The sequence below is a fragment of the Streptomyces sp. NPDC002838 genome (genome assembly GCF_040295365.1).
In the GTDB taxonomy this organism is placed as follows: domain Bacteria; phylum Actinomycetota; class Actinomycetes; order Streptomycetales; family Streptomycetaceae; genus Streptomyces.
Genome location: NZ_JBEOVF010000096.1, coordinates 1 through 22,962 on the forward strand (window position 1 = coordinate 1; position 22,962 = coordinate 22,962).

General features: G+C 72.1%; 21 protein-coding genes and 1 pseudogene. 7 read left to right on the forward strand and 15 right to left on the reverse strand.

Annotated features, from left to right (window positions below):
• The first annotated feature begins 173 nt into the window (after positions 1-173).
• Positions 174-308 carry a hypothetical protein gene (locus ABT063_RS49845; protein ID WP_351068560.1) on the forward strand — a complete coding sequence of 45 codons (135 nt, stop codon included), beginning with the start codon at positions 174-176 and terminating at the stop codon, positions 306-308.
• Between the two features lie 179 nt (positions 309-487).
• The gene (locus tag ABT063_RS49850) at positions 488-739 is read left to right on the forward strand and encodes a hypothetical protein (protein WP_351068563.1); all 252 of its coding nucleotides are present in this window, start codon (positions 488-490) and stop codon (positions 737-739) included.
• Positions 740-744: 5 nt separating this feature from the next.
• On the opposite strand, the gene ABT063_RS49855 is transcribed toward ABT063_RS49850, so the two are convergent.
• The 3 genes and pseudogenes from ABT063_RS49855 to ABT063_RS49865 form a co-directional block, all read right to left on the reverse strand.
• Positions 745-867 carry a hypothetical protein gene (locus ABT063_RS49855; protein ID WP_351068565.1) on the reverse strand — a complete coding sequence of 41 codons (123 nt, stop codon included), beginning with the start codon at positions 865-867 and terminating at the stop codon, positions 745-747.
• A gap of 65 nt (positions 868-932) precedes the next feature.
• Positions 933-1,061: pseudogene (locus tag ABT063_RS49860) on the reverse strand (carboxylesterase family protein); the annotation flags it as partial.
• 75 nt (positions 1,062-1,136) lie between these two features.
• Complete coding sequence (locus ABT063_RS49865; RefSeq protein ID WP_351068567.1) at positions 1,137-3,521, reverse strand: SpoIIE family protein phosphatase; 2,385 nt, start codon at positions 3,519-3,521, stop codon at positions 1,137-1,139.
• Positions 3,522-3,989: 468 nt separating this feature from the next.
• Between ABT063_RS49865 and ABT063_RS49870 the strand changes: the two genes are divergently transcribed.
• On the forward strand, positions 3,990-6,041 hold the full coding sequence (locus tag ABT063_RS49870) for a phosphocholine-specific phospholipase C (RefSeq protein ID WP_351068568.1): 2,052 nt from the start codon (positions 3,990-3,992) through the stop codon (positions 6,039-6,041).
• 64 nt (positions 6,042-6,105) lie between these two features.
• A complete protein-coding gene (locus ABT063_RS49875; protein WP_351068571.1) occupies positions 6,106-6,945 on the forward strand; it encodes an LURP-one-related family protein in 840 nt (279 codons plus the stop codon).
• Positions 6,946-6,957: 12 nt separating this feature from the next.
• Here the strand turns inward: ABT063_RS49875 and ABT063_RS49880 are convergent, their stop codons facing one another.
• Positions 6,958-7,896 carry a DMT family protein gene (locus tag ABT063_RS49880; protein WP_351068573.1) on the reverse strand — a complete coding sequence of 313 codons (939 nt, stop codon included), beginning with the start codon at positions 7,894-7,896 and terminating at the stop codon, positions 6,958-6,960.
• Entirely contained in the window at positions 7,893-8,705 is an 813-nt protein-coding gene (locus tag ABT063_RS49885; RefSeq protein WP_351068576.1) for a phosphatase PAP2 family protein, read from the reverse strand. The genes ABT063_RS49880 and ABT063_RS49885 overlap by 4 nt, the downstream gene beginning before the upstream one ends.
• A 253-nt stretch (positions 8,706-8,958) precedes the next feature.
• Here ABT063_RS49885 and ABT063_RS49890 point away from each other — a divergent pair, with 253 nt between their 5' ends.
• The gene (locus ABT063_RS49890) at positions 8,959-9,573 is read left to right on the forward strand and encodes a TetR/AcrR family transcriptional regulator (RefSeq protein ID WP_351068577.1); all 615 of its coding nucleotides are present in this window, start codon (positions 8,959-8,961) and stop codon (positions 9,571-9,573) included.
• Positions 9,574-9,732: 159 nt separating this feature from the next.
• On the opposite strand, the gene ABT063_RS49895 is transcribed toward ABT063_RS49890, so the two are convergent.
• The gene (locus ABT063_RS49895; protein WP_351068579.1) at positions 9,733-10,704 is read right to left on the reverse strand and encodes a DUF2510 domain-containing protein; all 972 of its coding nucleotides are present in this window, start codon (positions 10,702-10,704) and stop codon (positions 9,733-9,735) included.
• Between the two features lie 334 nt (positions 10,705-11,038).
• Here ABT063_RS49895 and ABT063_RS49900 point away from each other — a divergent pair, with 334 nt between their 5' ends.
• On the forward strand, positions 11,039-13,723 hold the full coding sequence (locus tag ABT063_RS49900; RefSeq protein WP_351068581.1) for an ATP-binding protein: 2,685 nt from the start codon (positions 11,039-11,041) through the stop codon (positions 13,721-13,723).
• A 1-nt stretch (position 13,724) separates the two neighbouring features.
• Here the strand turns inward: ABT063_RS49900 and ABT063_RS49905 are convergent, their stop codons facing one another.
• From ABT063_RS49905 to ABT063_RS49940, 8 genes are all read right to left on the reverse strand, one after another.
• Positions 13,725-14,516: an SDR family NAD(P)-dependent oxidoreductase gene (locus tag ABT063_RS49905; protein WP_351068583.1), complete on the reverse strand. Its 792-nt coding sequence runs from the start codon at positions 14,514-14,516 to the stop codon at positions 13,725-13,727.
• 64 nt (positions 14,517-14,580) lie between these two features.
• Positions 14,581-15,699, reverse strand: a complete 1,119-nt coding sequence (pcaDC, locus tag ABT063_RS49910) for a bifunctional 3-oxoadipate enol-lactonase/4-carboxymuconolactone decarboxylase PcaDC (protein ID WP_351068586.1) — start codon at positions 15,697-15,699, stop codon at positions 14,581-14,583.
• Entirely contained in the window at positions 15,696-17,027 is a 1,332-nt protein-coding gene (pcaB, locus tag ABT063_RS49915; protein WP_351068588.1) for a 3-carboxy-cis,cis-muconate cycloisomerase, read from the reverse strand. Before pcaB ends, pcaDC begins: the two co-directional genes overlap by 4 nt.
• Positions 17,024-17,629 carry a protocatechuate 3,4-dioxygenase subunit alpha gene (pcaG, locus tag ABT063_RS49920; protein ID WP_351068590.1) on the reverse strand — a complete coding sequence of 202 codons (606 nt, stop codon included), beginning with the start codon at positions 17,627-17,629 and terminating at the stop codon, positions 17,024-17,026. The genes pcaB and pcaG overlap by 4 nt, the downstream gene beginning before the upstream one ends.
• A gap of 6 nt (positions 17,630-17,635) precedes the next feature.
• Positions 17,636-18,409 (reverse strand): protocatechuate 3,4-dioxygenase subunit beta, encoded by a 774-nt coding sequence (gene pcaH / locus ABT063_RS49925; protein ID WP_351068591.1) that lies wholly within the window; start codon positions 18,407-18,409, stop codon positions 17,636-17,638.
• Between the two features lie 17 nt (positions 18,410-18,426).
• Positions 18,427-19,629 carry a thiolase family protein gene (locus ABT063_RS49930; protein WP_351068593.1) on the reverse strand — a complete coding sequence of 401 codons (1,203 nt, stop codon included), beginning with the start codon at positions 19,627-19,629 and terminating at the stop codon, positions 18,427-18,429.
• Positions 19,626-20,270 carry a CoA transferase subunit B gene (locus tag ABT063_RS49935; protein WP_351068595.1) on the reverse strand — a complete coding sequence of 215 codons (645 nt, stop codon included), beginning with the start codon at positions 20,268-20,270 and terminating at the stop codon, positions 19,626-19,628. Before ABT063_RS49935 ends, ABT063_RS49930 begins: the two co-directional genes overlap by 4 nt.
• A complete protein-coding gene (locus ABT063_RS49940) occupies positions 20,270-21,052 on the reverse strand; it encodes a CoA transferase subunit A (RefSeq protein WP_351068597.1) in 783 nt (260 codons plus the stop codon). The genes ABT063_RS49935 and ABT063_RS49940 overlap by 1 nt, the downstream gene beginning before the upstream one ends.
• A 209-nt stretch (positions 21,053-21,261) precedes the next feature.
• Between ABT063_RS49940 and ABT063_RS49945 the strand changes: the two genes are divergently transcribed.
• Positions 21,262-21,726, forward strand: coding sequence for a MarR family winged helix-turn-helix transcriptional regulator (locus ABT063_RS49945; protein ID WP_351068599.1), 465 nt, complete (start codon positions 21,262-21,264; stop codon positions 21,724-21,726).
• An 18-nt stretch (positions 21,727-21,744) separates the two neighbouring features.
• Here the strand turns inward: ABT063_RS49945 and ABT063_RS49950 are convergent, their stop codons facing one another.
• A complete protein-coding gene (locus ABT063_RS49950) occupies positions 21,745-22,728 on the reverse strand; it encodes a DUF3048 domain-containing protein (RefSeq protein ID WP_351068600.1) in 984 nt (327 codons plus the stop codon).
• Positions 22,729-22,962: the final 234 nt, after the last annotated feature.

Here is a 22,962-nt window from a genome sequence, read left to right on the forward strand (position 1 = left end):
CCTGGTACGACCCGTTCCAGACGTTCAGCATCGGCACCATGGTGCTCCAGTGGACGCTCGTCCTCGTCGCGATGCTGCTGCTCAACAACCTGTTCTCGCGGAAGATAGGTCGCGGCACACCGGACACCGACGACGAACAGCCGCCCGCCCCCCAGGAAGAGGAGGTCTGACCCATGGATATGGAAACCCTGATCTGGACGCTCGTTCTCTTCGGTGGGACCGTGCTGGCGGTGGTCTGGCTGAGCTACGCCGCGTGGCGTAAGGACAAGGAAAAGGTCGACGACCTTACCGAGCAGGACACCGAGTGAGTCGATCCGGACCTCCAAAAGCGCGAAGCCGGCCCGGGGTCCGTGAATTCGGTGATCAGTGCGGTGCTCCCCTCCTGCCTCCCCTGCCGGAGGGGAGCACCGCGCCGGCGGGTCTCGACCATGGCGGCGTCGAGGGCCGGCTGCTTCCCGAACGCCACCACGACGCTGTCCGGGAGTACGTGCGGCAGTACGCCCTGGCCGATCACCAGCGGCCCGGGGGAAGCAACGAACTCCTCAGGGCCCTAGGGCTCACCGAGTTCGCCGTGGCCCGATGGGGAATGGCGGGAGACTGGGCGGACTGGGTCCGGCGCATCTCGGATCTCGCGGCCTCGGGCGTCCGCCGGATGTGGCTGGCCAACCGCGGCAGCCTCCCGCAACTCGAGTGGGCACTGCGGACTTTCGGAGAACAGGTGCTGCCCCGAGTCCGTTGAGCTCGTCAGGACGGCAGGCTCTCCCAGAAGTCGAGGTTGTGCTCCTCCTCGAAGTTCCGGCTCGCCTTGGAACAGGCGGCCGGCGCGTCACCGCTCGCCGGAGAGGTGTCGCAGGCGACCAGCGACATCAACTCGCCCGTCCGCTCACGGAACTTGAGCCAGAACGGCGTACCGGAGCCGTTCGGGTGCCGACGCCGGCGGACTGCCCCGCGATGGTGACGTTCTTCGGGTCGCCGCCGAAGCGGGAGATGTTGGCCTTGACCCAGCGCAGGGCCGCCTGCTGGTCGAGGAGGCCGTAGTTGCCGGGGCCGTCCTTGCTCTCGGTCTGCCGCCGACAGCAGCAGCGCACCGTCCGGCGCGACGGCAAGCCCCGCGAAGCGGCGGGCCGCGTCGGCGGTCAGGCGGGGAGGATGGGCTGCTCGGCCCAGATGGTCTTGCCGGAGGGGCCGTAGCGGCTGCCCCAGCGCGCGGTGAGCTGCGCGACGAGGAACAGGCCGCGGCCTCCCTCGTCGGTGGTGCGTGCGCGACGCAGACGGGGCTGGGTGTTGCTGGAGTCGGTTACCTCGCAGACGAGCACGGTGGTGTCGCGGATGAGGCGCAGCCCGATGGGGCCGCCGGCGTAGCGGATGGCGTTGGTGACCAGTTCGCTGACGACCAGTTCGGTGGTGAAGGCGGCCTGGTCCAGTCCCCAGGCGGCCAGCTGGCGGGTGGCCGCCTCGCGGGCGTGGGCGACGACAGCGGGGTCGGCGGGGAACTCCCACGCCGGGGTGGCGTCCGGCGGCAGGGCACGGGTGCGGGCGAGGAGCAGGGCGATGTCGTCGCGGGGCGCAGGGTCGGGGGCGTCGAAGAGGAGGGCACTGCCGATCTCGTCCAGGGCCCGGCCGGGGCGGCAGTGTGCGGCAAGGCGGTCGGCCAGGTGCCGGAGGCCGACGTCGGGGTCGTGGCGGTGGATGAGGCCGTCGGTGTACAGGGCCAGGACGCTGTCGGGGTCCAGGGTGAGGGTGGTGGTTTCGAAGGGCAGGCCGCCCGCGCCCAGTGGCGGGCCGGGGGAGATGTCAATGAGCTGGGTGATGCCGTCGGGCCGGACCAGGACGGGGGGCGGGTGCCCGGCGCTGGCCAGGGTGCAGTGGCGGGTGATGGGGTCGTAGACGGCGTACAGGCAGGTAGCGCCGACCGTGTCGCGGTGTCCGGGGTCGGTCTCGGCGGCGAGCCGGGCGACGAGGTCGTCGAGGTGGGCGAGAAGCTCCTCGGGGCCCAGTTCCAGGTCGGCCAGGGTCTGCACGGCGGTGCGCAGCCGCCCCATGGTGGCGGTGGCGTGCAGGCCGTGGCCGATGACGTCGCCGACGACCAGGGCGGTCCGCAGCGAGGGCAGCGGGATCACGTCGAACCAGTCGCCGCTGATCTCGGCGCCGCCGCCGGCGGGCCGGTAGGCGCCCACGGTCTGGGCGGCCGGGGTGTCGGTGGTGGCGCGCGGGAGCAGGCGCTGCTGCAGGGCGACGGCCGCGCGGTGTTCGCGGGTGTAGCGGCGGGCATTGTCTACGCTCAGCGCGGCCCGCGAGGCGATTTCGGCCAGCAGGTCCGCGTCCTGCTCGTCGAAGGCCTCGGGCCGGTCGGTGCGCCAGAGCACCACGCCGCCGAGCCGCAGGCCGCGCGCGAACAGCGAGGCGGCAAGGGCCGAGTGCGCATGTTCGGGGAAGAACTGGCGGAGCAGTTCCGGGTACCTGCCGGCGGCCGCCGTCGGGTCGATGATGACAGCCCCGTCGCGCTGCAGGTGCCGCATGACGGGCATGTCCGGCATCCGGGGGATTGCCGCGCCCACCTGGAGGAGGGCGGCGGGCCAGGGGCCGGCGGCCGAGGCCACCGCGGCCCGGCGCAGGTGCAGCTGTCCCGCGCCGGGGATCTTCATGGGCTCGTCGCCTTCGAGCACGGCCTCGGCCAGGTCCACCGTGGCCAGGTCGCCGAGGGCCGGGACGAGGACGTCGGCCAGGTCCTGGGCGGTGCGCGTTACGTCGAGGGATGCGCCGATCCGGGCCGAGGCCTCGTGGCGCAGCTGCAGGTAGTCGCGGGCCCGCTGCTGCGCGGTGGCGTCGGTGACCAGCGCGGCCACGCCCATCGGATGCCCGTGGGCGTCCTCCAGCCGGACGGCGGACAGCGAGAAGGACCACTGCCGCCCGGGAACCTGCGGCGAGCGCATCCGCTGCTCGTGTCCGACCAGCGGTACGCCCGTGGCGAGCACCCGGCGCAGCGCCGCCTCGGCGGCCTCGGCGTCCTGCGGGGACATCACGTCCGCCAGTCGGCCGCCGGGGGGCAGGGCGGGGCCGCCGAAGAGCTCGGGGGTGATGTTGGTCCGCACGACGGTCAGGTCGGTGTCGTGGATGCCGATCCCGATCCGGTCCTGGGCGAGCAGGGCACGCAGGAGGGCCGCACCCTGCTCCCCGTCGCTCACGAGCCCGACGGGTGCGGCCAGCACGAGAAACTCGGCGCGGGCCTCCAGCGGCAGCACCCGGAAGACGACCTCGACCGCGTCACCGCGGCGGTGTCGCAGCAGCGCCCGGCCCGCCGCCACTCCGGCCCCGACAGGCTGGTCCCGCCACTCCGGCTCCGGGGCTTCGGCGAGCAGGCGCAGGACCGGGTGACCGCAGACCTCCCCGGCCGTCCGGTCCAGCAGCTCCGCGGCCTCCCGGGACCAGCACAGCACGGTGCCCCGAGCGTCGAGCACGGCCGTCGCGATGCCGTCCAACGAGGACGGCCGCGTGCCGACGCGCTGGGTGGAGCCCTTCATCCTGCTCCTTCCCCTCGCCGACGAGAACCGTGTCCAGTACGGGCGATTCGAGAAGGTCTGCGCTGCTTACAGACGGCCGCCCCCTGAGCGGGCCGAGCACGCCCCGGGCGTTGTTGCCGCCATCTGCCGGGAAAACGCTTCTGTCCAAGACATTGTAAGTCAGCAGGCCCCGAGCCCCGGGGTGCGCAGGAAGCAGGACCAGGTGTGCGCGCCCGCCGCAGGTCGGTGGTCCACCGCGACCTGAAGCCCGCGAACGTGATCCTGGCCCCGGACGGGCCGCGGGTGCTGGACTTCGGCATCTCGCGACCATCCCCCACTCCGGGACCGGCACACCTCAAGTACCGACGACTTTCACACGGGCGCCATCGGACCCTTCCCTGACGTTTGGTGCTCCTGGAACACTCCTTCCGCGCGCATTCCGTCACGATCCGGCCGGTCACCACCCTCAAGGGAAGAGGTCCCTCACTCATGCCCGAAGTCAACCGGCGCAGATTCCTCCAGATCGCGGGTGCCACCACGGCGTTCACGGCTCTGTCCGCCAGCATCGAGCGCGCCGCCGCACTCCCGGCCAACCACCGCACGGGGTCCATCGAGGACGTCGAGCACATCGTCGTCCTGATGCAGGAGAACCGTTCCTTCGACCACTACTTCGGCAAGCTGAGGGGCGTCCGCGGCTTCGGCGACCCGCATCCGGTCACGCTCGCGAGCGGCAAGTCGGTCTGGCACCAGTCGGACGGCACCAAGGACCTGCTGCCCTTCCACCCGACCGCCGACGACCTCGGCATGCAGTTCCTGGAGGGCCTGCCGCACAGCTGGCCCGACGGCCAGCAGGCTTACAACGAGGGCAAGTACGACCAGTGGGTGCCCGCGAAGGGCACCACGACCATGGCGTACCTCACCCGTGAGGACATCCCCTTCCACTACGCGCTCGCCGACAAGTTCACGATCTGCGACGCGTACTACTGCTCCTTCATCGGCTCCACCGACCCGAACCGCTACTACATGTGGAGCGGTTACACCGGCAACGACGGCACCGGTGGCGGCCCCGTCCTCGGCAACGACGAGCTCGGCTACGGCTGGACGACCTACCCCGAGCGTCTGGAGCAGGCCGGGATCTCCTGGAAGATCTACCAGGACATCGGCGACGGCCTGGACGCGAAGGGTTCCTGGGGCTGGATCGAGGACGCCTACCGCGGCAACTACGGCGACAACTCGCTGCTCTACTTCGACAAGTACCGGGGCGCCGAGCCCGGCGACCCGCTCTACGACAAGGCCCGCACCGGCACCGACGTCAAGAACGGCGACGGCTACTTCGACCGGCTGAGGGCGGACGTCCAGGCCGGAAAACTGCCGCAGATCTCCTGGATCGCCGCCCCGGAAGCCTTCACCGAGCACTCCAACTGGCCCTCGAACTATGGCGCCTGGTACATCGCCCAGGTCCTGGACGCGCTCACCTCGAACCCGGAGGTGTGGGCGAAGACGGCCCTGTTCGTCACGTACGACGAGAACGACGGCTTCTTCGATCACCTGGTGCCGCCGCTCCCGCCGAAGTCCGACGCGCAGGGCAAGTCCACGGTCGATGTCGGCCCGGACCTCTTCGAGGGCAGCAAGACCCATGTCGCCGGCTTCTACGGGCTCGGCCCGCGCGTGCCGATGCTCGTCGTCTCGCCCTGGAGCAAGGGCGGTTTCGTCTGCTCCGAGACGCTCGACCACACCTCGATCCTCCGCTTCATGGAGCGCCGCTTCGGCGTGCGCGAGCCGAACATCTCGCCCTGGCGGCGCGCCATCTGCGGCGACCTGACCTCGGCCTTCGACTTCTCCCGCAAGGACACCCGGCCGGTCGCGCTGCCCGACACCGACGGCTACGAGCCCCCGGACCGTGAGCGCCACCCCGACTACAAGCCGACCCCGCCCGCCCAGGGAGCCCTGCCCCGGCAGGAACGCGGCCTGCGCCTCGCCCGCCCGCTCACGTACGCGCCGTACGTGGACGGTGCGGTGGACGCGGCGGCCGGGAAGCTCACCCTCACCTTCGCCTCCGGCGCCAAGGCCGGTGCCGCGTTCCTGGTGACCTCCGGCAACCGCACCGACGGGCCGTGGAGTTACACCACCGAGGCCGGCAAGACCATCGCCGACACCTGGAACTCGGCGTACTCGAACGGCTTGTACGACCTGACCGTGCACGGCCCGAACGGCTTCCTGTGCGTCTTCAAGGGCCCGAACAAGACCGCCGGACCCGAGGTCACCGCCCGTCATACGGGCGACGACGTCATGCTGTCCTTGACGAACAAGGGCTCGCGCACGGTGCGGTTGAAGGTCGGCAGCGGATACGGCGGCCGGGCCAGGACCTTCACCGTGCGCGCCGGCGCCACCGTGCGGCACACCGTCGACCTCACGGCGAGCGGGCGCTGGTACGACCTGACCGTCACCTCCGACGCCGACCCGGCGTTCCTGCGGCGCTTCGCCGGGCACGTCGAGAACGGGCGGCCGGGGGTGAGCGACCCGGCGGTCATGACGGAGTAAAGCCTCGCGCGGGGCCCCTCGCCCGGCTGGCCGGAAACCGATGGTGCCGGGGTAGTGTGCCTCGGTGACCACGCAATCGAACACACCTGCAGGCTGGTACCCGGATCCGCACGGAGCGGCCCAGACGCTCCGCTACTGGGACGGCGCGCGCTGGACCGAGCACACGAACCCGGCCCAGCAGGCCAGTCCGCCCCAGCAGGCCCAGGCCGCGCCGCAGATGCCCCAGCAGCCGGCCGGACCGGATCCCCGGGTGCAGCGGCAGGTGCGGCAGCAGGCCGGGGTCGCGGCGGGCGGCCCCGGCGGCGGCAGCCTGTTCACCGAGCCGGTGCTGGTGGTGAACCAGAAGGCCAAGCTGATCGAGCTGACCAACGAGTACAAGGTCATGGATCAGAACGGCAACCAGCTCGGCTCGGTCGTTCAGGTCGGGCAGAGCGCGCTGAAGAAGGTCCTGCGCTTCGTGGCCAGCATCGACCAGTTCATGACCCACCGGCTGGAGATCCGCGACGCCTACGGTCAGCCGGTGCTGCTGCTGACGCGGCCCAGGAAGTTCCTCAAGTCGCGGGTGATCGTGCAGCGTCCGGACGGTCAGCCGGTGGGCGAGATCGTCCAGCAGAACGTCATCGGCAAGATCAACTTCGCGATGAACGTGGACGGGCAGCGGGTCGGCGCGATCAAGGCGGAGAACTGGCGGGCGTGGAACTTCGCGATCGTCGACCACACCGAGAACGAGGTCGCCCGGATCACGAAGACCTGGGAAGGCCTCGCCAAGACGATGTTCACGACCGCCGACAACTACGTCCTGCAGATCCACTACCAGCTGCCCGAGCCGCTGCTGAGCCTCGTCGTGGCGACGGCCCTCACCGTCGACACCGCGCTCAAGCAGGACTCGCGCGGGCTGGGCTGAACCCGCTGGTTCTCACAGTCGCGTGAGGTGCCCCGGCTCAGCCGGCCGGGGCATCAGCGCCGGCTCCGCCGTCGCCGATCCGGGCTCCAGCGCCAGTACGGCGGCCACGGGGTGGTCGTCGTCCTCGTCGACGTGGGGTGCCGTGCGGCTCAGCAGGACGACACCCCAGGACGCGAGCCCCGCTCCCGCCAGCGCGAGCAGCACGCCCGCCGCGCCGCCCTGGAGCCGCTCGCCCAGCAGGGCCAGCCCGATCACCGCGGCGGCCACCGGATTGGCCAGGGTCACCACGGCGAGTGGGGCGCCGAGGCCGCCTCGGTAGGCCGTCTGCGACAGCAGCAGCCCGGCCGTCGCGAAGGCCGCGACCAGCAGCGCCACCCCGATCACCTGCACGCTGAGCAGCGGACCGGTGCGATCCGCCACGGCCACCGTCACGGTCTGGGTGAGCGCCGAGGCGACACCGGAGGCGAAACCGGACGCGCCGGCGTGCCTCAGCCCCGGCCGGGCGCCCGGCCCCGCCAGCACGCCGATCAGCGCGGCCGTGACCGCCGCCACCGTCAGCGCCTCGGACACGCTCAGCACCTCCTCGGGCGCGGGCCCGGACGCGGTGACGAGGATCGCGGCCAGGCCGACCAGGGTGAAAACGGTGCCCCGCCACTCCACCGCGCTGACCCGCCGCCCCGCGACCCGCGCCCCCAGGGGCACCGCGGCGACCAGCGTGAGCGCGCCCAGCGGCTGGACCACGGTCAGCGGGCCGTACTTGAGGGCGACGACGTGCAGCAGCGCGGCCGACGCGTTGAGCACGACCGACCACCACCAGGCGCCCGAGCCCAGCAGCCGCACCAGCCCCGAGCCCGGGTCGCGGGAGGCCAGGCGTTCCTGGGCCACGGCCGCGGCCGCGTAGGCGACGGCGGAGAAGAGGGACAGGACGACGGCGAGGAGGGTGGCGTTCACCGGCCCGCTCCGACCAGGACGTTCTCCCCGGCGGCGGTCTCCCCGGCCGGTACGAGCTTCTCCCGTACCCGTCCCGCAGTGGTCGCCGACCGGTGCGGCAGGTGGATCACCGCGAGCGCGAGGCCGAGCAGGGCGCCGGCCACGAGCGCGTCGAGCCAGTAGTGGTTCGCCGTCCCGACGATCACCAGCAGGGTCAGCAGCGGATGCAGCAACCACAGCCAACGCCAACGGGACCGGGTGGCCACGATCAGGCCGATCGCCAGCATCAGCGCCCAGCCGAAGTGCAACGAGGGCATCGCGGCGAACTGGTTCGACAGCTGATCCGTCTGCGGCGGGCCGTACACCGAGGGGCCGTACACCCGCGCCGTGTCCACCAGGCCGGTCGCGGCGAGCATGCGCGGCGGGGCCAGCGGGAACAGCAGGTGCAGTACCAGGGCGGCGGCGGTGAGTGCGGCGAGCACGCGGCGGGCCCACACGTAGTGCGCCGGGCGCCGCAGGTAGAGCCAGATCAGGAAGGCCGCGGTGGCCGGGAAGTGGACGGTCGCGTAGTAGGTGTTGGCGATGTGCGCCAGCGTGTCGCCGTGCAGCAGCAGGGACTGCGCCGAGCCCTCGCCGGGCAGGTCGACGGCCCGCTCCAGGTCCCACACGCGGTGCCCGTTGCGGAAGGCCTCGGCGGTGTGGCCCGTCGCCAGCTGCCGGCCGAGCTTGTAGACGAGGAAGAGCCCTGCGACGAGCAGGAGTTCACGGACGAGCGGTGGCCGGGCTATGCCGCCCGGCGTCGCTTGTGCAGGCTCGGTGCGGGCATTCATCCCCCGGCCCCTTCGGTGACGGTGGTGCGTTGGTGGTGTCGGCCGAGGTTCTGACTCGCCGAGCACGTCGAGCTCATCGGAACGCCGACGGCCGACTGTCATCGATACGAAGACGTTCCGATACGCCACTGTACCGAAACGGAATTGTTTCGGTACAGTGGCGTATCGATAGACGTACGACACACTGGAGATGTCGGCACACTGGGAATACGGGCCCCTCGGGCGCGGAGCGCGGGTGAGGAGAAGGAAGCCGATGACGTCGCAGGCCGCGGACGGACCGGAGACGGTCGCCGCCTCGCGCCGCTCCAAGATCACGCCGGAGCGTGAGCAGGAGTTTCTCGACGCCGTGCTCGAGCAGGTCCGCGAATGCGGATACGAAGCCGTCACCATGGAGGGGGTCGCCGCCAGCACGCGGTGCAGCAAGTCCACCCTCTACCGGCAGTGGAAGACCAAACCGCAGTTCGTGGTGGCCGCCCTGCGCTCCCGCCGGCGGTCGCGCCTGGACGGTATCGACACCGGGTCGCTCGCCGAGGATCTGCGGGAAGCCGCACGGGCCGTGGGCCGGTGGTCGACGACGGACACCAAGCTGCTGCAGGCCCTCGGTCATGCCCTGACCCAGGACGAGGACCTCGCGCGGGCGCTGCGCGAGGCGATCGTCGATCCGGAGATCGCCGCGCTGCGGGAGATCCTGCGGCGCGGGGTCGAGCGCGGTGAGATCGCCGCCGACCACCCCGCGCTGGAATACATCCCGGCGCAGATGTTCGGCGTTGTACGCGCCCGGCCCGTCGTGGACGGGGAGTACGCCGACCAGGACTACCTGGTCTGCTTCGTGGAGGCCGCGGTGCTGCCGTCGCTCGGCCTCACCTGAGACTCAGGTCGCCGTCCATGGGATGACCGGACGGTGATCTGCTCGCGCCGCACCGTGGGGACGGGGGCGGCGCGCACCCCCCGGCCGGGTGGGGTTCCTCGTGAGCGGAGAGGCGCCCCACCCGGCCGACCGGTGTCCCGGGGCGGAGGGGACGGGACGTCAGACGTCCTGTCCGTTGCCGCCGCCGGTCGACACCTTGATGCCCTTGGTGATGGTGTCGAGGGCGGACTGCGTCTCCCCGACGTCGACACCGAGACGGACGACGACCATCTGCTGGGGGTTCGCGGGGGAGGGGAAGGCGAGCGACTGGACGTAGCCGTCGGATCCCTTGCTCGTGACCGCCTTCCAGCGGACCATGTAGCCCTTCTGTCCGGCCACGGTCACCGCCTTGGACGCCAGCACGTCGTGGGACGTGATCTCGCCGTAGCTCTTGCCGCCGTAGGACTCCTCGGCGTTGGCCGAGATGTCGGCCTTCGCCACCTCCTCGGCGGTGCTGCCCTTGGTGCCGAGCGCCAGGGCGGGGGCCGAGTACGCGCCACCCTTCGTGCACGTCTTGGAGGTGTCGCCGGGGCAGTCGTAGGAGTCGTTCGACGTGACCTGGGCGCCGACCGAGATCTCCTGGCCGTACCAGCCCTTCGGGATGGGAAGGCTGATCCCGTCGACCACGTCGGTCACCGAACCGCTCTCGATCTTCGGCGGCTCGGACTGGTCGGGCGAGGGCGACTGGCCTCCCGAGCCCCCTGAACCGCCGGAGCCCCCGCCGAAGGGGCCGCCCTGTCCGTCCGGACTCTGCCGGGAGTCGGCGGTGTTGTCGCTCCCGCCGCCGTCGCCGGACAGCGCGTACACGCCCACGCCGATGCACGCGAGGACCACGACCGCCACGCCCGCCGCGATGGCCGTGCGCAGCCCGCGCCGCGAGCCGGCGGGCGGTTGCACGGGATACCCCGGATAGCCCGGATGCGCCGGGTACACCCCGGCCGGCGACTGCGCCGGCGGACCCCATGCGGCGGCCGATCCCGCGGGGCGGGTCCGGTCCGTCCATGCCTTGCCGTCCCACCAGCGCTCGGTGGGAGGAGCGTCACTTGTCTGGCCCGGATCGGGATACCACCCGGGAGGAGTCACCTGCGTCATGGCCCCACCGTATGAGCCCTCGCTGAAAGTCGGATGAGAGAGGCGCGGATCGGCTCGTTCCGGTGCGTCCGGAACGGCTGAATTCGGCTCATTCCAGTACGAGGCGCACCGGCCTTGGGAAAGGGGCTTCTCGTCAACGTCAATGGGCTTGTGCCCCAGGTCTCTGACTGATGGTCAAGACTGGTGTCCGCTGGTCGCGGCCAGGGCGCGTCGCCGTCCCGTACCCCACGTCACCCGTCATGGCAACAGGTACCGGGACCGGCCTCCGCTTCGGCAGCCGGACGGCTACGCTCAAGGTCTGTACGTCATTCGGGCGACTTGGGGAGGTAGCGGAATGACGGAGGCACGGCCCACGGAGGCCGTCTCGGCCTCGCTGTGGGAGCGCGACGAGGAAGTCGCCGCCGTCGTCCGGGCGGTCGACACCCTGTGCGCGGACGGCACCTCCCCGGGCGGCCTGCTGATGATCCGCGGCGAGGCGGGCTTCGGCAAAACCGCCCTGCTGGCCGAGACCCGCCGCATCGCCGAACGGCGCGGCTGCGCGGTGTGGTCGGCCCGCGGCGGCCAGACCCTCAGGTCCGTCCCCTTCAACGTCGTACGACAGCTGCTGCAACCCGCCCTCCTGTCGCTGCTGCCCGAGGAGGCCCGCGAGTACCTCGGCGACTGGTACGACATCGCAGGCCCCGCCCTCGGCATCGCCGAGCCCGGTGAGCGGCAGGCCGACCCGCAGGGCGTCACCGACGGCCTGGTCGCCGCCGTACGCCGGCTGGCCCGGCGCGACTGGCCGCTCGTGCTGCTGATCGACGACGCCCACTGGGCCGACCAGGAGACCCTGCGCTGGCTCGCCGCGTTCGCCGAACGCCTCGACGAGCTGTCCGTGCTGGTCGTAGTGGCCCGCCGCCCCGGCGAGGTGTCCGGCGAGAGCGCCCGCCTCCTCGAGGCGGTCGCCGCCGCCGCGGGCGGCCCCGCCACCACGCTCAGCGCCCTGACCCCGGACGGGACCGCCGGGCTCACCCGCGCCACCCTGGGTGAGCACGCCGACGGCCCGTTCTGCCGCGAGGTCTGGGCCGTCACCGACGGCAACCCGTACGAGACCGTCGAGCTCCTCGCCAAGGTGCGGGACAGCGAACTGGAGCCGACCGAGGGCGCGGCCGGCGAACTGCGCGCCCTGAACCGCTCGGCCCGCGGCGGCGGCCTCGTCGCCCGCCTGGAGGAACTCGGCATAGACGCCACCCGGTTCGCCTGGGCGGCCGCCATCCTCGGCACCGGCATCTCCGTCGACCTGGTGGCCAAGCTCGCCACCCTGGGCCGCGAGGACGCCGTGCGCTGCGCCGAACTGCTGCGCACCGCCCGCATCCTCACCGCGCCCGACCCCGCGAACACCCAGGCGGGCGGCGGTGACCTGGAGTTCGTGCACCCGCTCATCGCCACCGCCGTCTACGAGTCCATCCCGCCCGCACTGTGCACCGCGATGCACGGCATCGCCGCCCAGGTCGTCACCGACTCCGGGCTCGGCGCCGCGGCCGCCGCCCGCCACCTCCTCCAGGTCCACCCGGACGACGACGAGGAACTCGTCGAGCAGCTGCGCGAGGCCGCCCGCGAGCACGTCGCCGTCGGCGCCCCCGACGCGGCCCGCCGCTGCCTCGAACGCGCCCTGCTGGAACCCCCGGCGCCCGAGGTCCACGCGCGCGTGCTCTACGAACTCGGCTGCGCCACCCTGCTGACCGCGCCCGCCACGACCATCGACCACCTGCAGACCGCGCTCGCCATGCCGGGCCTCGACGGCGGCGAGCGCGTCGAGGCCGTCATCCGCCTCTCCCAGGCACTCCTGCACAACGACCAGCTGGAGGAGGCCGTCCGCACGGTCGAGGCGGAGGCCGCCCGGCACGAGACCGGTCCCACCCGGATGCGGCTGCAGGCCGTGCAGTACATGTGGGAGGGCGTCCACGCGGGCGAGGCGACCTCGCCGGGACGCTCTCAGCGGCTCGCCGAACTCGCCCGCACCTGCACCGGCCGGGACAACTCCGAGCGCGCCCTGCTCATCCTGCGCGGCTTCGACGCCATGACCCACGGTGAGAACGCCGAGGAGGTCGTCGAGCTGTGCGACCGCGCCCTCGTCAACGGCAGGCTCGCCCCCGGACTCGGCTGGACCGACAGCGAGTGGGGAGTCGAACTCCTCATGATGCTGGCCGCCTCCTACGCCTACACCGACCGCCTCGACCGCGCGGAAAGCCTCTACACCGAGGCCCTGCGCGCCTACGAGAGCGCCGGCTGGAGCGGCGGCCACCTCGCCCTGGCCCACGCCTACCTCGGTCTCGGCCACCGCAGGCGCGGCCGGCTGAGGGAGGCGGAGACGTCCCTGCGCGAGTCGCTGCGCCTCGCCGAGCGCGTCGGCCGCGGCCTGCCCCTGTACTGGTCGGCGACCTGCAACCTGGTCGACACGCTGCTCGTCCGCGGCCACGTCGACGAGGCCTGGGCGATCGCCGAACAGTACGGCTTCGCCCCGCCGTACCCGTCCACCATCGTGCTGCCCGACCCGCGCTCCGTGCGCGGCCGCCTGCTGCTCGCCGTCGGCCGCGCCAAGGACGGCATCAACGAACTGGAGGCCGCCGAGAAGGCCGCCGCGGCCCGCGGCCACCACAACCCGGTGCTGGTCCCCTGGGCCGTCGACCTCGCCCGCGCCCTCGCCACGGAGGACCCGGGCCGCGCCGCCCGGCTCGCCACCGACGTCCGCCGGCACGCCGAACGCCTCGGCACCGACACGGCCATCGGCGAGGCCCTGCGCTGCGCCGCCGCGCTGGAGACCGGCCAGCGGGCGGTCCGGCTGGCCGCGCAGGCGGTCACCTACCTGGAGGCCTCGCCCTGCCAGTACGAACACGCGGCGGCCCGCGTCGAGTACGGCATCCTCTCCCGCTCGGTGTCCGAACTGAACCGGGGCCTGGCGCTCGCGCGGTCCTGCGGGGCGGACGGGCTGGCGGCGCAGGCGGAGGCGGTGCTGGAGTCGGGGCGCGGGCCCGGGTAGTTCAGATGTCCAGCAGCTGGTCCGTGACCGCCGCCAGCCGCTTCTGGACGTGGGGATCGTACGTGCCCTCGTGCGCCCTCGCCGGACGCGTGCCGTCGAAGTAGCGGCCGGTGCCGAGGTCCTCAGTGGCCAGCGCCAGTACGCCCGGAGCGCCGTCGGCGACCGTGTTCCAGGGGCCGACGCCGCCCTCCCGGACCATCGCCGTGTCCATGAAGGTCGCCGGGTGCAGTACGTTCACCGAGACGCCGGTGCCCTCCAGCTCCTCGGCGAGGGCGAACGTATGGGCCGCGAGGGCGAACTTGCTGCGGCGGTACGCGTCGACGCCGTTGTAGCCGCGGGTGAACTCGGGGTCGTCGAGGTCGAAGGGCTCCTGGCCGGCCGAGCCGACGTTGACGATCCGCGCGGGCGCGTTGGCGCGCAGCACGGGCAGCAGGGCGCGGGTCAGGGCGACCGGCGCCAAGTAGTTGACCGCCAGCCGAAGTTCATGCCCGTCGGCGCTCAGCTCGCGGCCGGAGCCGGGCGTACCGAAGCCCACCCCCGCGTTGTTGATCAGTACGTCGAGCTCGGGATGGGCCTCGGTGACCCGCGCGCCCAGCTCGCGCACTTCGGCCAGCGAGGCCAGGTCGGCGACGAAGCCGTGCGCCTCGCCCTCGGTGCGCAGTTCCTCGACGAGCCGTTCGGTGCGGCCCCGGTCGCGCCCGTGCGCGAGGACGACATGGCCGGAGCGGACGAGTTCGAAGGCGACGTACCGGCCGAGACCTGAGGTGGCACCGCTGATCAGGAGGGTCGACATGCCTCCACCGTAGGCACGTGGTGCGGACATGTGCGAGGTGCTGTCGAAGCTACGACCAGCATGCTCACCCTTCTTCTTCCGCCAGTACGCGCTGGGCCGCCGCGAACGCCGAGTTCGCCGCCGGAACCCCGCAGTACACGGCCGTCTGGAGCAGCACCGCACCGATCTCCTCGGGCGTGAGCCCGTTGCGCCGGGCGGCCCGCACATGCATGGCCAGCTCGTCGTAGTGGCCGTGCGCGACCAGGGCCGTCAGAGTGATCATGCTGCGTTCGCGGCGGGTGAGCGTCGGGTCGGTCCAGATCTCGCCCCAGGCGTAGCGGGAGATGAAGTCCTGGAAGCGCGCGGTGAAGGAGGTCTGCCGGGCCTGCGCCCGGTCCACGTGCGCGTCGCCGAGCACCTCGCGCCGCACCTCCATGCCGCGCGGGGCCGGTCCGCCGAGGTGCGCCCGCAGCGCGGTCAGGACGGCCTCCGGACACTGGGCGGGCGCCAGGTGCGAGGCGCCCGGCAGCTCGACGAGCGCGGCGCCCGGCACCGCGTCCGCGATCTCCCGCAGATGCGCCGGCGGGGTCGCCGGATCCTCCCGTCCCGCGACCAGCAGCGTGGGCACACGGATCCCGGCCAGCCGGTCGCGCAGGTCGAACGCGGCCAGCGCGTCACAGCAGGCGGCGTACGCCTCGCGGTCGGCGTCCCGGTGGTCCCGGACGAGCTCCGGCACGGTGAAACCGGGCGTGAACCAGCGGGCGCCGGCACTCTCCACCAGCCACTCCAAGCCGTCGCGCCGCACGCGCTCGGCCCGCTCCTCCCACGGCCTGGAGCCGTTGAAGTGGGCCGAGGAGCAGATCACCGCGAGCGACGACACCCGCTCCGGATGGTGCACGGCCAGATGCAGGCCCACCGCACCGCCCAGCGACACCCCGGCGTACGCGAACCGCCCCACGCCGAGGGAGTCGGCGAGCGCCAGCACCAGATCCGCGAGATCACCGACGCTGGCGCCGGGGCGAATGAGATCGGCCGCGGAGCCGCCGTGTCCGGGCAGGTCCCAGCGGATCACCCGGTGTCCGACGGACAGCTCGGGCGCGATCTTGTCCCACAGGGCGTACGACGTGCCCAGTGAGGGCCCGAGTATCAGCGGGGGAGCGGTGGTGGGCCCCTCGGCGCGGTGGTTGAGGAGTTTCTCGGTCAACGTCGCTCCAGAGCACGGTCGGTGAGGGTTCCGGCGGAGCCGGTGTAACGGGCGGGGTCGGTGAGCTCGTCGAGATCGACGTCCTTCAACTCCGGCTCCCCGGAAAGGAGTTCGCGCAGGCTCCGCCCCTCGGTGTACGTCCGTCGGGCGAGGTCCGTGAGCAGGGCCTTGGCGCGGGTCCGCCCCAGCACGGGGGCCAACTCGGCGGACAGCCGCTCGGAGACGACCAACCCGTGGGTGAGACCCAGATGTTCGCGCATGGTGTCCGCGTGGACCAGCAGCCCCTCGGCCAGCTCGGCGGCGTCCCGGGCGGCGCCGCCGACCAGCCGGAGCAGGTCGCGCAGCGGTTCCCACTCGGCGTGCCAGGCCCCGGCCGGCCGCTCGTCCTCCGCCGCCAGCGAGCCGTACAGCGTTGCCGCGAGCTGCGGTGCACGCCGGGCGGCGGCCGCGATCAGTGTGGACCGTACGGGGTTGGCCTTGTGCGGCATGGCCGAGGAACCGCCGCCGCCGCCCTCCGCCACCTCGGCGATCTCGGTGCGGGAGAGCGTGAGCACGTCCGCGGCGATCTTGCCGAGCGCCCCGGCGGTGAAGGCCAGGCACCCGGCGAGGTCGGCGATGGGGGTGCGGAGCGTGTGCCAGGGCAACAGTGGTTCCCGGAGCCCGAGTTCACGGGCGTACGCGGCCGGGAGCGCGGTCGCGTCCTCGGCGCCGTACGCGGAGAACGCCGCCAACGTCCCGGCGGCACCGCCGAGTTGGGCGGGCAGGCCGTCCCGTACTGCTGTGGCGCGGTCCCGTGCGTCGAGCACCAGCGACCGCCACCCCGCCGCCTTCAGCCCGAACGTCGTCGGTACGGCGTGCTGGGTCAGCGTCCTGCCCGGCATCGCCGTGTCCCGGTGTTCGGCGGCCGGCCGGGCCAGCGCCCGCTCGGTGCGGCCGAGGTCGTCGAGGACCCGGTCCAGTGTTCGCTCCGCGACCAGCATCATCGCCGTGTCCATGATGTCCTGGCTGGTGGCGCCCCGGTGGACGTACGGGCCGTACTCCTCGCCGACCGCCTTCGTCAGGTCCGCCACCAGCGGGATCACCGGGTTCCCGCCGCCGCGGGCGCGCTCGGCGAGGGAGCGTACGTCGAAGCGGTCCGCGTGGGCCGCCTCGGTCACCGCCGTCGCGGCCTCGTCCGGGGCGAGCCCCAGGGCGGCCTGGGCGCGGGTCAGCGCGGCCTCCGCGTCGAGCAGCGCCCGGAGGAAGGCGTCGTCGCTCGTCGCGGCCGCGGCGGGGGAGCCTGCCCACCCAGGGGCGAGCAGGCCGGTGGCCGCGTCGGCAGAAGTCACTGGAACTCCAGGAAGACCGTTTCGCCTTCGCCCTGAAGGCGGATGTCGAAACGGTACGTTCCCTTGCCCGCGTCCGCCGCGATCAGCGTGCCGCGTCGCTCCTCGTCCAGCTGGGACAGCAGCGGGTCCGCCGCGAGGGCGGCCTCGTCGCCGGGCAGGTAGATCCGGGTGAACAGGTGCACCAGCAGGCCGCGGGCGAAGACGCAGACGCTGAGGTAGGGGGCGTTGCGCCCGCGCGCGCCGGGCCGCAGCGTCCGCGCGTACCAGTGGCCGTTGGCGTCGGTCTGGATGCGGCCCCAGCCCGTGAACTCCACGCCGTTGCGGCCGAGGAAGCCGCCGCTCGCCGGATCGCGCCGCATCGAGCCGTCGACCGTCGGCAGGCTGCCGTCCGGGTCGGGACCCCACAGCTCCACGAAGGCGTCCGGCAGCGGCTTGCCCTCGCCGTCGTACACATACCCCTGGGCGGTGATGGTGTCCGGGTGGCCGACGGGCGCGATGTCACCGCCGCCGGGGAAGGGCAGGGCGTACCCGTAGAAGGGGCCCACCGTGTGCGAGGGGGTGGGCAGCACGCTCTCCGGGCTGCTCGTGTCGATCTTCGTCATGGCGGGTCAGCGACCTTCCTCGATCCAGGTGGCGTTCGGGCCGTCCAGCACGATGTCCCAGTGGTAGCCGAGCGAGAACTCGGGCACGGACAGGCTGTGGTCGTAGGTGGCGACCAGGCGCTGCCGGGCGGCGTCGTCCGTCACGGACTGCAGGATCGGGTCGTAGTCGAACAGCGGGTCGTTCGGGAAGTACATCTGCGTCACGAGCCGCTGCGTGAACGCCGTACCGAACATCGAGAAGTGGATGTGGGCCGGCCGCCAGGCGTTGACGTGGTTGCGCCACGGGTACGGGCCCGGCTGGATCGTGGTGAAGCGGTAGAAGCCGTCGGTGTCCGTGATCGTGCGGCCGACGCCGGTGAAGTTCGGGTCCAGCGGGGCGTCGTGCTGTTCGCGCTGGTGCGCGTAGCGGCCGGCCGAGTTCGCCTGCCAGATCTCCACCAGTTGCCCGCGGACCGGCCGCCCGTCCCGGTCCAGCAGCCGGCCGGAGACGGTGATGCGCTCGCCGATCGGCTCGCCGTGGTGCTGCCGGGTGAGGTCGTTGTCGATCTCGGTGATGTCCCGCTCCCCGAAGGCGGGCGAGGACAGCTCCACCAGCTCCGGGTCCTTGGCGACGTCGATGGTGATCGGCGGCTGTTTCGGGTGGCGCAGCACCGAGGAGCGGTACGGGGCGTAGTCGCGGCGCGGATGGTGCTCGACGGGTGCGCCGTCGGCGACGCGCTTCTCGTACGCGGCGTGCTCGGCCGCGATCTCCAGGTCGATGTCCGCTTGCGTGAGAGTCATGGGTTTCCTAACGCTTCCTAGCGTTCGAGGACGAGGGCGAGACCCTGGCCCACACCGATGCAGAGGGTGGCGACGCCGGTACCGCCGCCCCGGCGGGCGAGCTGGTGGGCGACCGTGCCGGCGAGACGGGCACCGGAGGCGCCCAGCGGGTGGCCGAGGGCGATGGCACCGCCCTGCGGGTTGAGGATCGCCGGGTCGAACTCTGGCCACTCGGCCACACAGCCGAGGACTTGGGCGGCGAACGCCTCGTTGAGCTCCAGCACCGACAGATCGCCGAATCCCTTGCCTGCCTTGGCGAGGGCCCGGTTGACCGCCTCCACGGGGGCGAGGCCGAAGTAGTGCGGGTCGAGGGCGGAGACGCCGGTGGCGCAGACGCGCGCGAGGGGCTCGCGGCCGGTGGCCTTCAGGCCCTCCTCGTCGACCAGGAGCAGGGCGGCGGCGCCGTCGTTCAACGGCGAGGCGTTGCCGGCGGTGACCGTCCCCTCGGAGGTACGGAAGGAAGGCTTCAGCCTGGCCATCGCCTCCAGCGAGGCATCCGGCCGTACGCACTCGTCGGCGGCGAAGACCACCGGGTCGCCCTTGCGCTGCGGGATCGACACCGGCGCGATTTCGGCGTCGAACAGGCCCTCGTCCTGAGCCTGCGCGGCTTTGCGGTGGCTGTTGAGCGCGAACTCGTCCTGCTGCTCCCGGCTGATCTTGTGCTTCTCGGCGATGAGCTCGGCCGACTCGCCCAGCGGGACGGTCCACTGCGGTTCCATCCTCGGGTTGACCATGCGCCAGCCCAGCGTGGTGGAGTACAGCTCGGCGTGCCCGGCCGGGAACGGCTTGTCCGACTTGGGAAGCACGTACGGCGCCCGGGTCATCGACTCGACTCCGCCCGCCACGGCGATGGAGGCGTCCCCGACCGCGATGGCCCGGGCGGCCTGGATGACCGCTTCGAGGCCGGACGCGCACAGCCGGTTCACGGTCACGCCCGGCACGGAGGTGGGCAGGCCGGCCAGCAACGCGGCCATCCTGCCGACGTTGCGGTTCTCCTCACCGGCGCCGTTGGCGTTGCCGAAGTAGACGTCCTCGATCCGGGACGGGTCCAACTCCGGTGTACGGCCGAGCAGTTCACGGATGGCGTGCGCGGCCAGGTCGTCCGGACGTACGGCGGCGAGGGCGCCGCTGTAGCGGCCGACCGGGGTGCGGACGGCGTCGACGATGTAGACGTTCTTCACTTCAGGCCCTCCGCGACGGTCAGCTTGGCGTCGGTCTTGCCGGTGATCTCGTCGACGCTCACGCCGGGCGCGGTCTCGACGAGCACCAGGCCGTCCTCCGTGACGTCCAGGACGCCGAGGTCGGTGATGATCCGGTTCACGCACGCCTTGCCCGTGAGCGGCAGCGCGCACTCGGCGAGGATCTTGGGGGAGCCGTCCTTGGCGGTGTGGGTCATCACGACGATGACCGTGCGGGCCCCGTGGACGAGGTCCATCGCCCCGCCGATGCCGGTGATCATCTTTCCGGGAATGGCCCAGTTGGCCAGGTCGCCCCGCTCGGAGACCTGCATGGCGCCGAGCACGGCGACGTCGATGTGCCCGCCGCGGATCATCGAGAACGACAGCGCCGAGTCGAAGAAGGAGGCGCCGGGCAGGACGGTGACGGTCTCCTTGCCGGCGTTGATCAGGTCGGGGTCGACCTGGTCCTCGGTGGGGTAGGGGCCGGTGCCCAGGATGCCGTTCTCCGACTCCAGGATCACCTCGACGCCCGGCGGGAGGTAGTTGGGGATCAGGGTCGGCAGGCCGATGCCGAGATTGACGTACTGGCCGTCCTCGAGCTCGCGGGCGGCCCGCGCGGCCATCTGTTCACGCGTCCAGGCCATCAGTTGCTCACCGTCCCTCGTGCCAAAGGCGCGGAAATCGTGCGCTGTTCGATCTGCTTGTCACAGGCCTGTTCCGGGGTGAGTGCGATGACCCGCTGCACGAAGATCCCCGGCAGATGCACGGCGTCCGGTTCGATCTCGCCCGGCTCCACCAGCTCCTCCACCTCGGCGATCGTCACTCGGCCGGCCATGGCCGCGAGGGGGTTGAAGTTGCGGGTGGACTTGTTGAAGACGAGGTTGCCGTGCCGGTCGCCCTTCGCCGCCCGTACCAGCGCGAAGTCCGTGCGGATCCCATGCTCCAGCACATACTCCGTGCCGTCGAACTCCCGCACCTCCTTCGGCGGCGACGCCAGAGCAACCCCACCGGAGCCGTCGTAGCGCCAGGGCAGTCCGCCGTCGGCGACCTGCGTACCCACTCCGGCGGGGGTGTAGAAGGCGGGGATCCCGGCTCCGCCGGCCCGCAGCCTCTCGGCCAGCGTGCCCTGCGGGATCATCTCCACCTCCAGCTCCCCGCCGAGGTACTGGCGGGCGAACTCCTTGTTCGCGCCGATGTAGGAGCCGGTCACCCGGGCGATCCGCCCGGCCGACAGCAGCACCGCCAGTCCCGAGTCCATCGCCCCGCAGTTGTTCGAGACGACGCTCAGGCCACCGACCCCCCGCTCGTACAGTGCCTGGATCAGCACGTTCGGCACACCGCTCAGCCCGAAGCCGCCCACCGCGAGCGACGCACCGTCCGGCACATCGGCCACCGCCTCCAGGGCCGTGGCGACCACCTTGTCCATCCGTGAAGCCCCATCCCGTTCGAGCGCCCGACGAGCAATTAGTCAGGGCACTGAGTATTCAGCGAGGTGCACCTCACGCTGCCACCGGCGGACCAAGGCGTCAAGCCTTCTGGCAAAGCCGAGGTCAGTGACGTGTACGACCCGCATACAGGTGGGTCAGCCACCCGGTAATGTTCAGTACACCAACGAATACAATCTCGGGAGCGCGTATGGCCGCGGTGGACCTCTCCACCCACCCCGGGCACCTGGCCCGGCGGCTGCAGCAGGCGCACTACCTGCTGTGGAACACGATGGTCTCCGAGGAGATCACCTCGCCGCAGTTCGCGGTCCTCAACGCGCTCGTCGCCGAACCCGGACTCGACCAGCGCACGGTGGGGGAGCGGGTGGGGCTGGACCGGTCCACCATCGCCGAGGTGATCAGCCGGCTCGGCCGGCGCGGACTGCTCGACAAGGTGCGCGACCCGCAGGACGGCCGCCGCTTCCTGCTGCGCCTCACCGACGAGGGGCTGCGCACGCACCGCAAACTGACCGTGCGCACGGCCCGGATGAACCAGCTCTTCCTGGCCCCGCTCTCCGCCGAGGAGCAGACCGTCTTCTTCGACCTCATCCGGCGGGTCTCCGACGCGGCCGAGGGGCTCCGCAACCCGGCGGAACCCCTCGTCACGCAGCCCTGAACACGGCCCTGAGCCCGGTCAGGCCTTCACGAGCACCACCCACACCTGACCCCGGGCGAAGTTCACGGGCGCACCGTCGTTCGTGGTGAACTCCGTGCCGTCCGTCGCCTTCTCGCGCTCCCAGCGCACGTCGTAGGCCCGGCCGTCGCGCAGTACCTCGGCCTCCCCCGAGCCGACCGTCTCGGTGTACGGCGAGTTGCTGCCGAGGAAGTCGCTGAATTCGGACTGGCGCACCTTCACGTGCTGCACGACCACCGTCGCGGGCGCCACCCGCTTCCCGTCGGTCGTCACAGTCGGCCTCCCGTCCTGCGAGACCAGCCAGCGGCCCTGGTCCGCGGACCAGGTGAAGGTGAAACGCGCGGCCGGGTAGCGCACGGTCCGCGAGGTCTCCCGCTGACCGCCCTCGGGCGCGGCGCCGTAGCGGAAGCCGGTCGTCAGCGCGTCCTCGCCCGGAGCGGAGGACAGCAGCTTGTTCGGGCGCAGGTAGAGGTTGTGCGGCGACGCCCTGTCGGAGTCGCGGAAGTAGGCGTCGGCCACCTTGCCGGGCGTCTGCGCGTCCAGCGGTGCCTTGTTGATCAGGGGCGTCAGCTTGCTGTGGGCCCCGGAGAAGGCGAGCGTCGGCCGCTCGAACTGGCGCAGCAGCTCAAGGTCGGACTCGCGGGCGCTGCGCACCGGCCCGACGACCTCGGGCAGCTCGGTCGCGTACACCGCCATCAGCCGGCTCAGCCCGCCCTCGACCTGCTCGGCGTACACGACGTCCGCGGAGTTCAGGCCGGTCTGGGGCCGGGCCGCGCGCACGTTGTCGATCTTCACCGCGAGCACGGAGCCGGCGCGGCTGACGGGGTCCGCGGGGCTCTGGGTCGGGGCGGGCGTCCGCGCCTGGCCGCGCCCGTCGTCGGCCGGGGCGCCCGATCCCGTGCAGCCCACCGCCAGCGCGGCCGTCACCGTGGCGGCCAGCAGCGCCACCGTAGTGGCGCGTCGCCCGCGAGCCTTGCGTCCCATGCCCACCGCCATCTATCTCGTGTCATCGATTGTGCACTTATTGGCCCATTGATGGCCATACCCGACCGGTTCTGATTGCGCGCGGTGAATAGACCGATCAGGCAAGATATGGCGGTTCGCGCGCCGGGGGGGGGGGGGGGGGCCCGGGGCCCCCCCCCCCCCCCCCCCCCCCCCCCCCCGGGGGGGGGGGGGGGGGTGGGGATCTGCAAAAACAACAAGCAAACGAAAAAAAAA

Coding starts and splice junctions, on each gene's coding strand:
- ABT063_RS49845 (WP_351068560.1), top strand. CDS start 174: ATGGATATGGAAACCCTGATCTGGACGCTCGTTCTCTTCGGTGGGACC.
- ABT063_RS49855 (WP_351068565.1), bottom strand. CDS start 867: ATGTCGCTGGTCGCCTGCGACACCTCTCCGGCGAGCGGTGACGCGCCG.
- ABT063_RS49865 (WP_351068567.1), bottom strand. CDS start 3,521: ATGAAGGGCTCCACCCAGCGCGTCGGCACGCGGCCGTCCTCGTTGGAC.
- ABT063_RS49870 (WP_351068568.1), top strand. CDS start 3,990: ATGCCCGAAGTCAACCGGCGCAGATTCCTCCAGATCGCGGGTGCCACC.
- ABT063_RS49885 (WP_351068576.1), bottom strand. CDS start 8,705: ATGAATGCCCGCACCGAGCCTGCACAAGCGACGCCGGGCGGCATAGCC.
- ABT063_RS49890 (WP_351068577.1), top strand. CDS start 8,959: ATGACGTCGCAGGCCGCGGACGGACCGGAGACGGTCGCCGCCTCGCGC.
- ABT063_RS49895 (WP_351068579.1), bottom strand. CDS start 10,704: ATGACGCAGGTGACTCCTCCCGGGTGGTATCCCGATCCGGGCCAGACA.
- ABT063_RS49900 (WP_351068581.1), top strand. CDS start 11,039: ATGACGGAGGCACGGCCCACGGAGGCCGTCTCGGCCTCGCTGTGGGAG.
- ABT063_RS49905 (WP_351068583.1), bottom strand. CDS start 14,516: ATGTCGACCCTCCTGATCAGCGGTGCCACCTCAGGTCTCGGCCGGTAC.
- pcaG (WP_351068590.1), bottom strand. CDS start 17,629: ATGACGAAGATCGACACGAGCAGCCCGGAGAGCGTGCTGCCCACCCCC.
- pcaH (WP_351068591.1), bottom strand. CDS start 18,409: ATGACTCTCACGCAAGCGGACATCGACCTGGAGATCGCGGCCGAGCAC.
- ABT063_RS49935 (WP_351068595.1), bottom strand. CDS start 20,270: ATGGCCTGGACGCGTGAACAGATGGCCGCGCGGGCCGCCCGCGAGCTC.
- ABT063_RS49940 (WP_351068597.1), bottom strand. CDS start 21,052: ATGGACAAGGTGGTCGCCACGGCCCTGGAGGCGGTGGCCGATGTGCCG.
- ABT063_RS49945 (WP_351068599.1), top strand. CDS start 21,262: ATGGCCGCGGTGGACCTCTCCACCCACCCCGGGCACCTGGCCCGGCGG.
- ABT063_RS49950 (WP_351068600.1), bottom strand. CDS start 22,728: ATGGGACGCAAGGCTCGCGGGCGACGCGCCACTACGGTGGCGCTGCTG.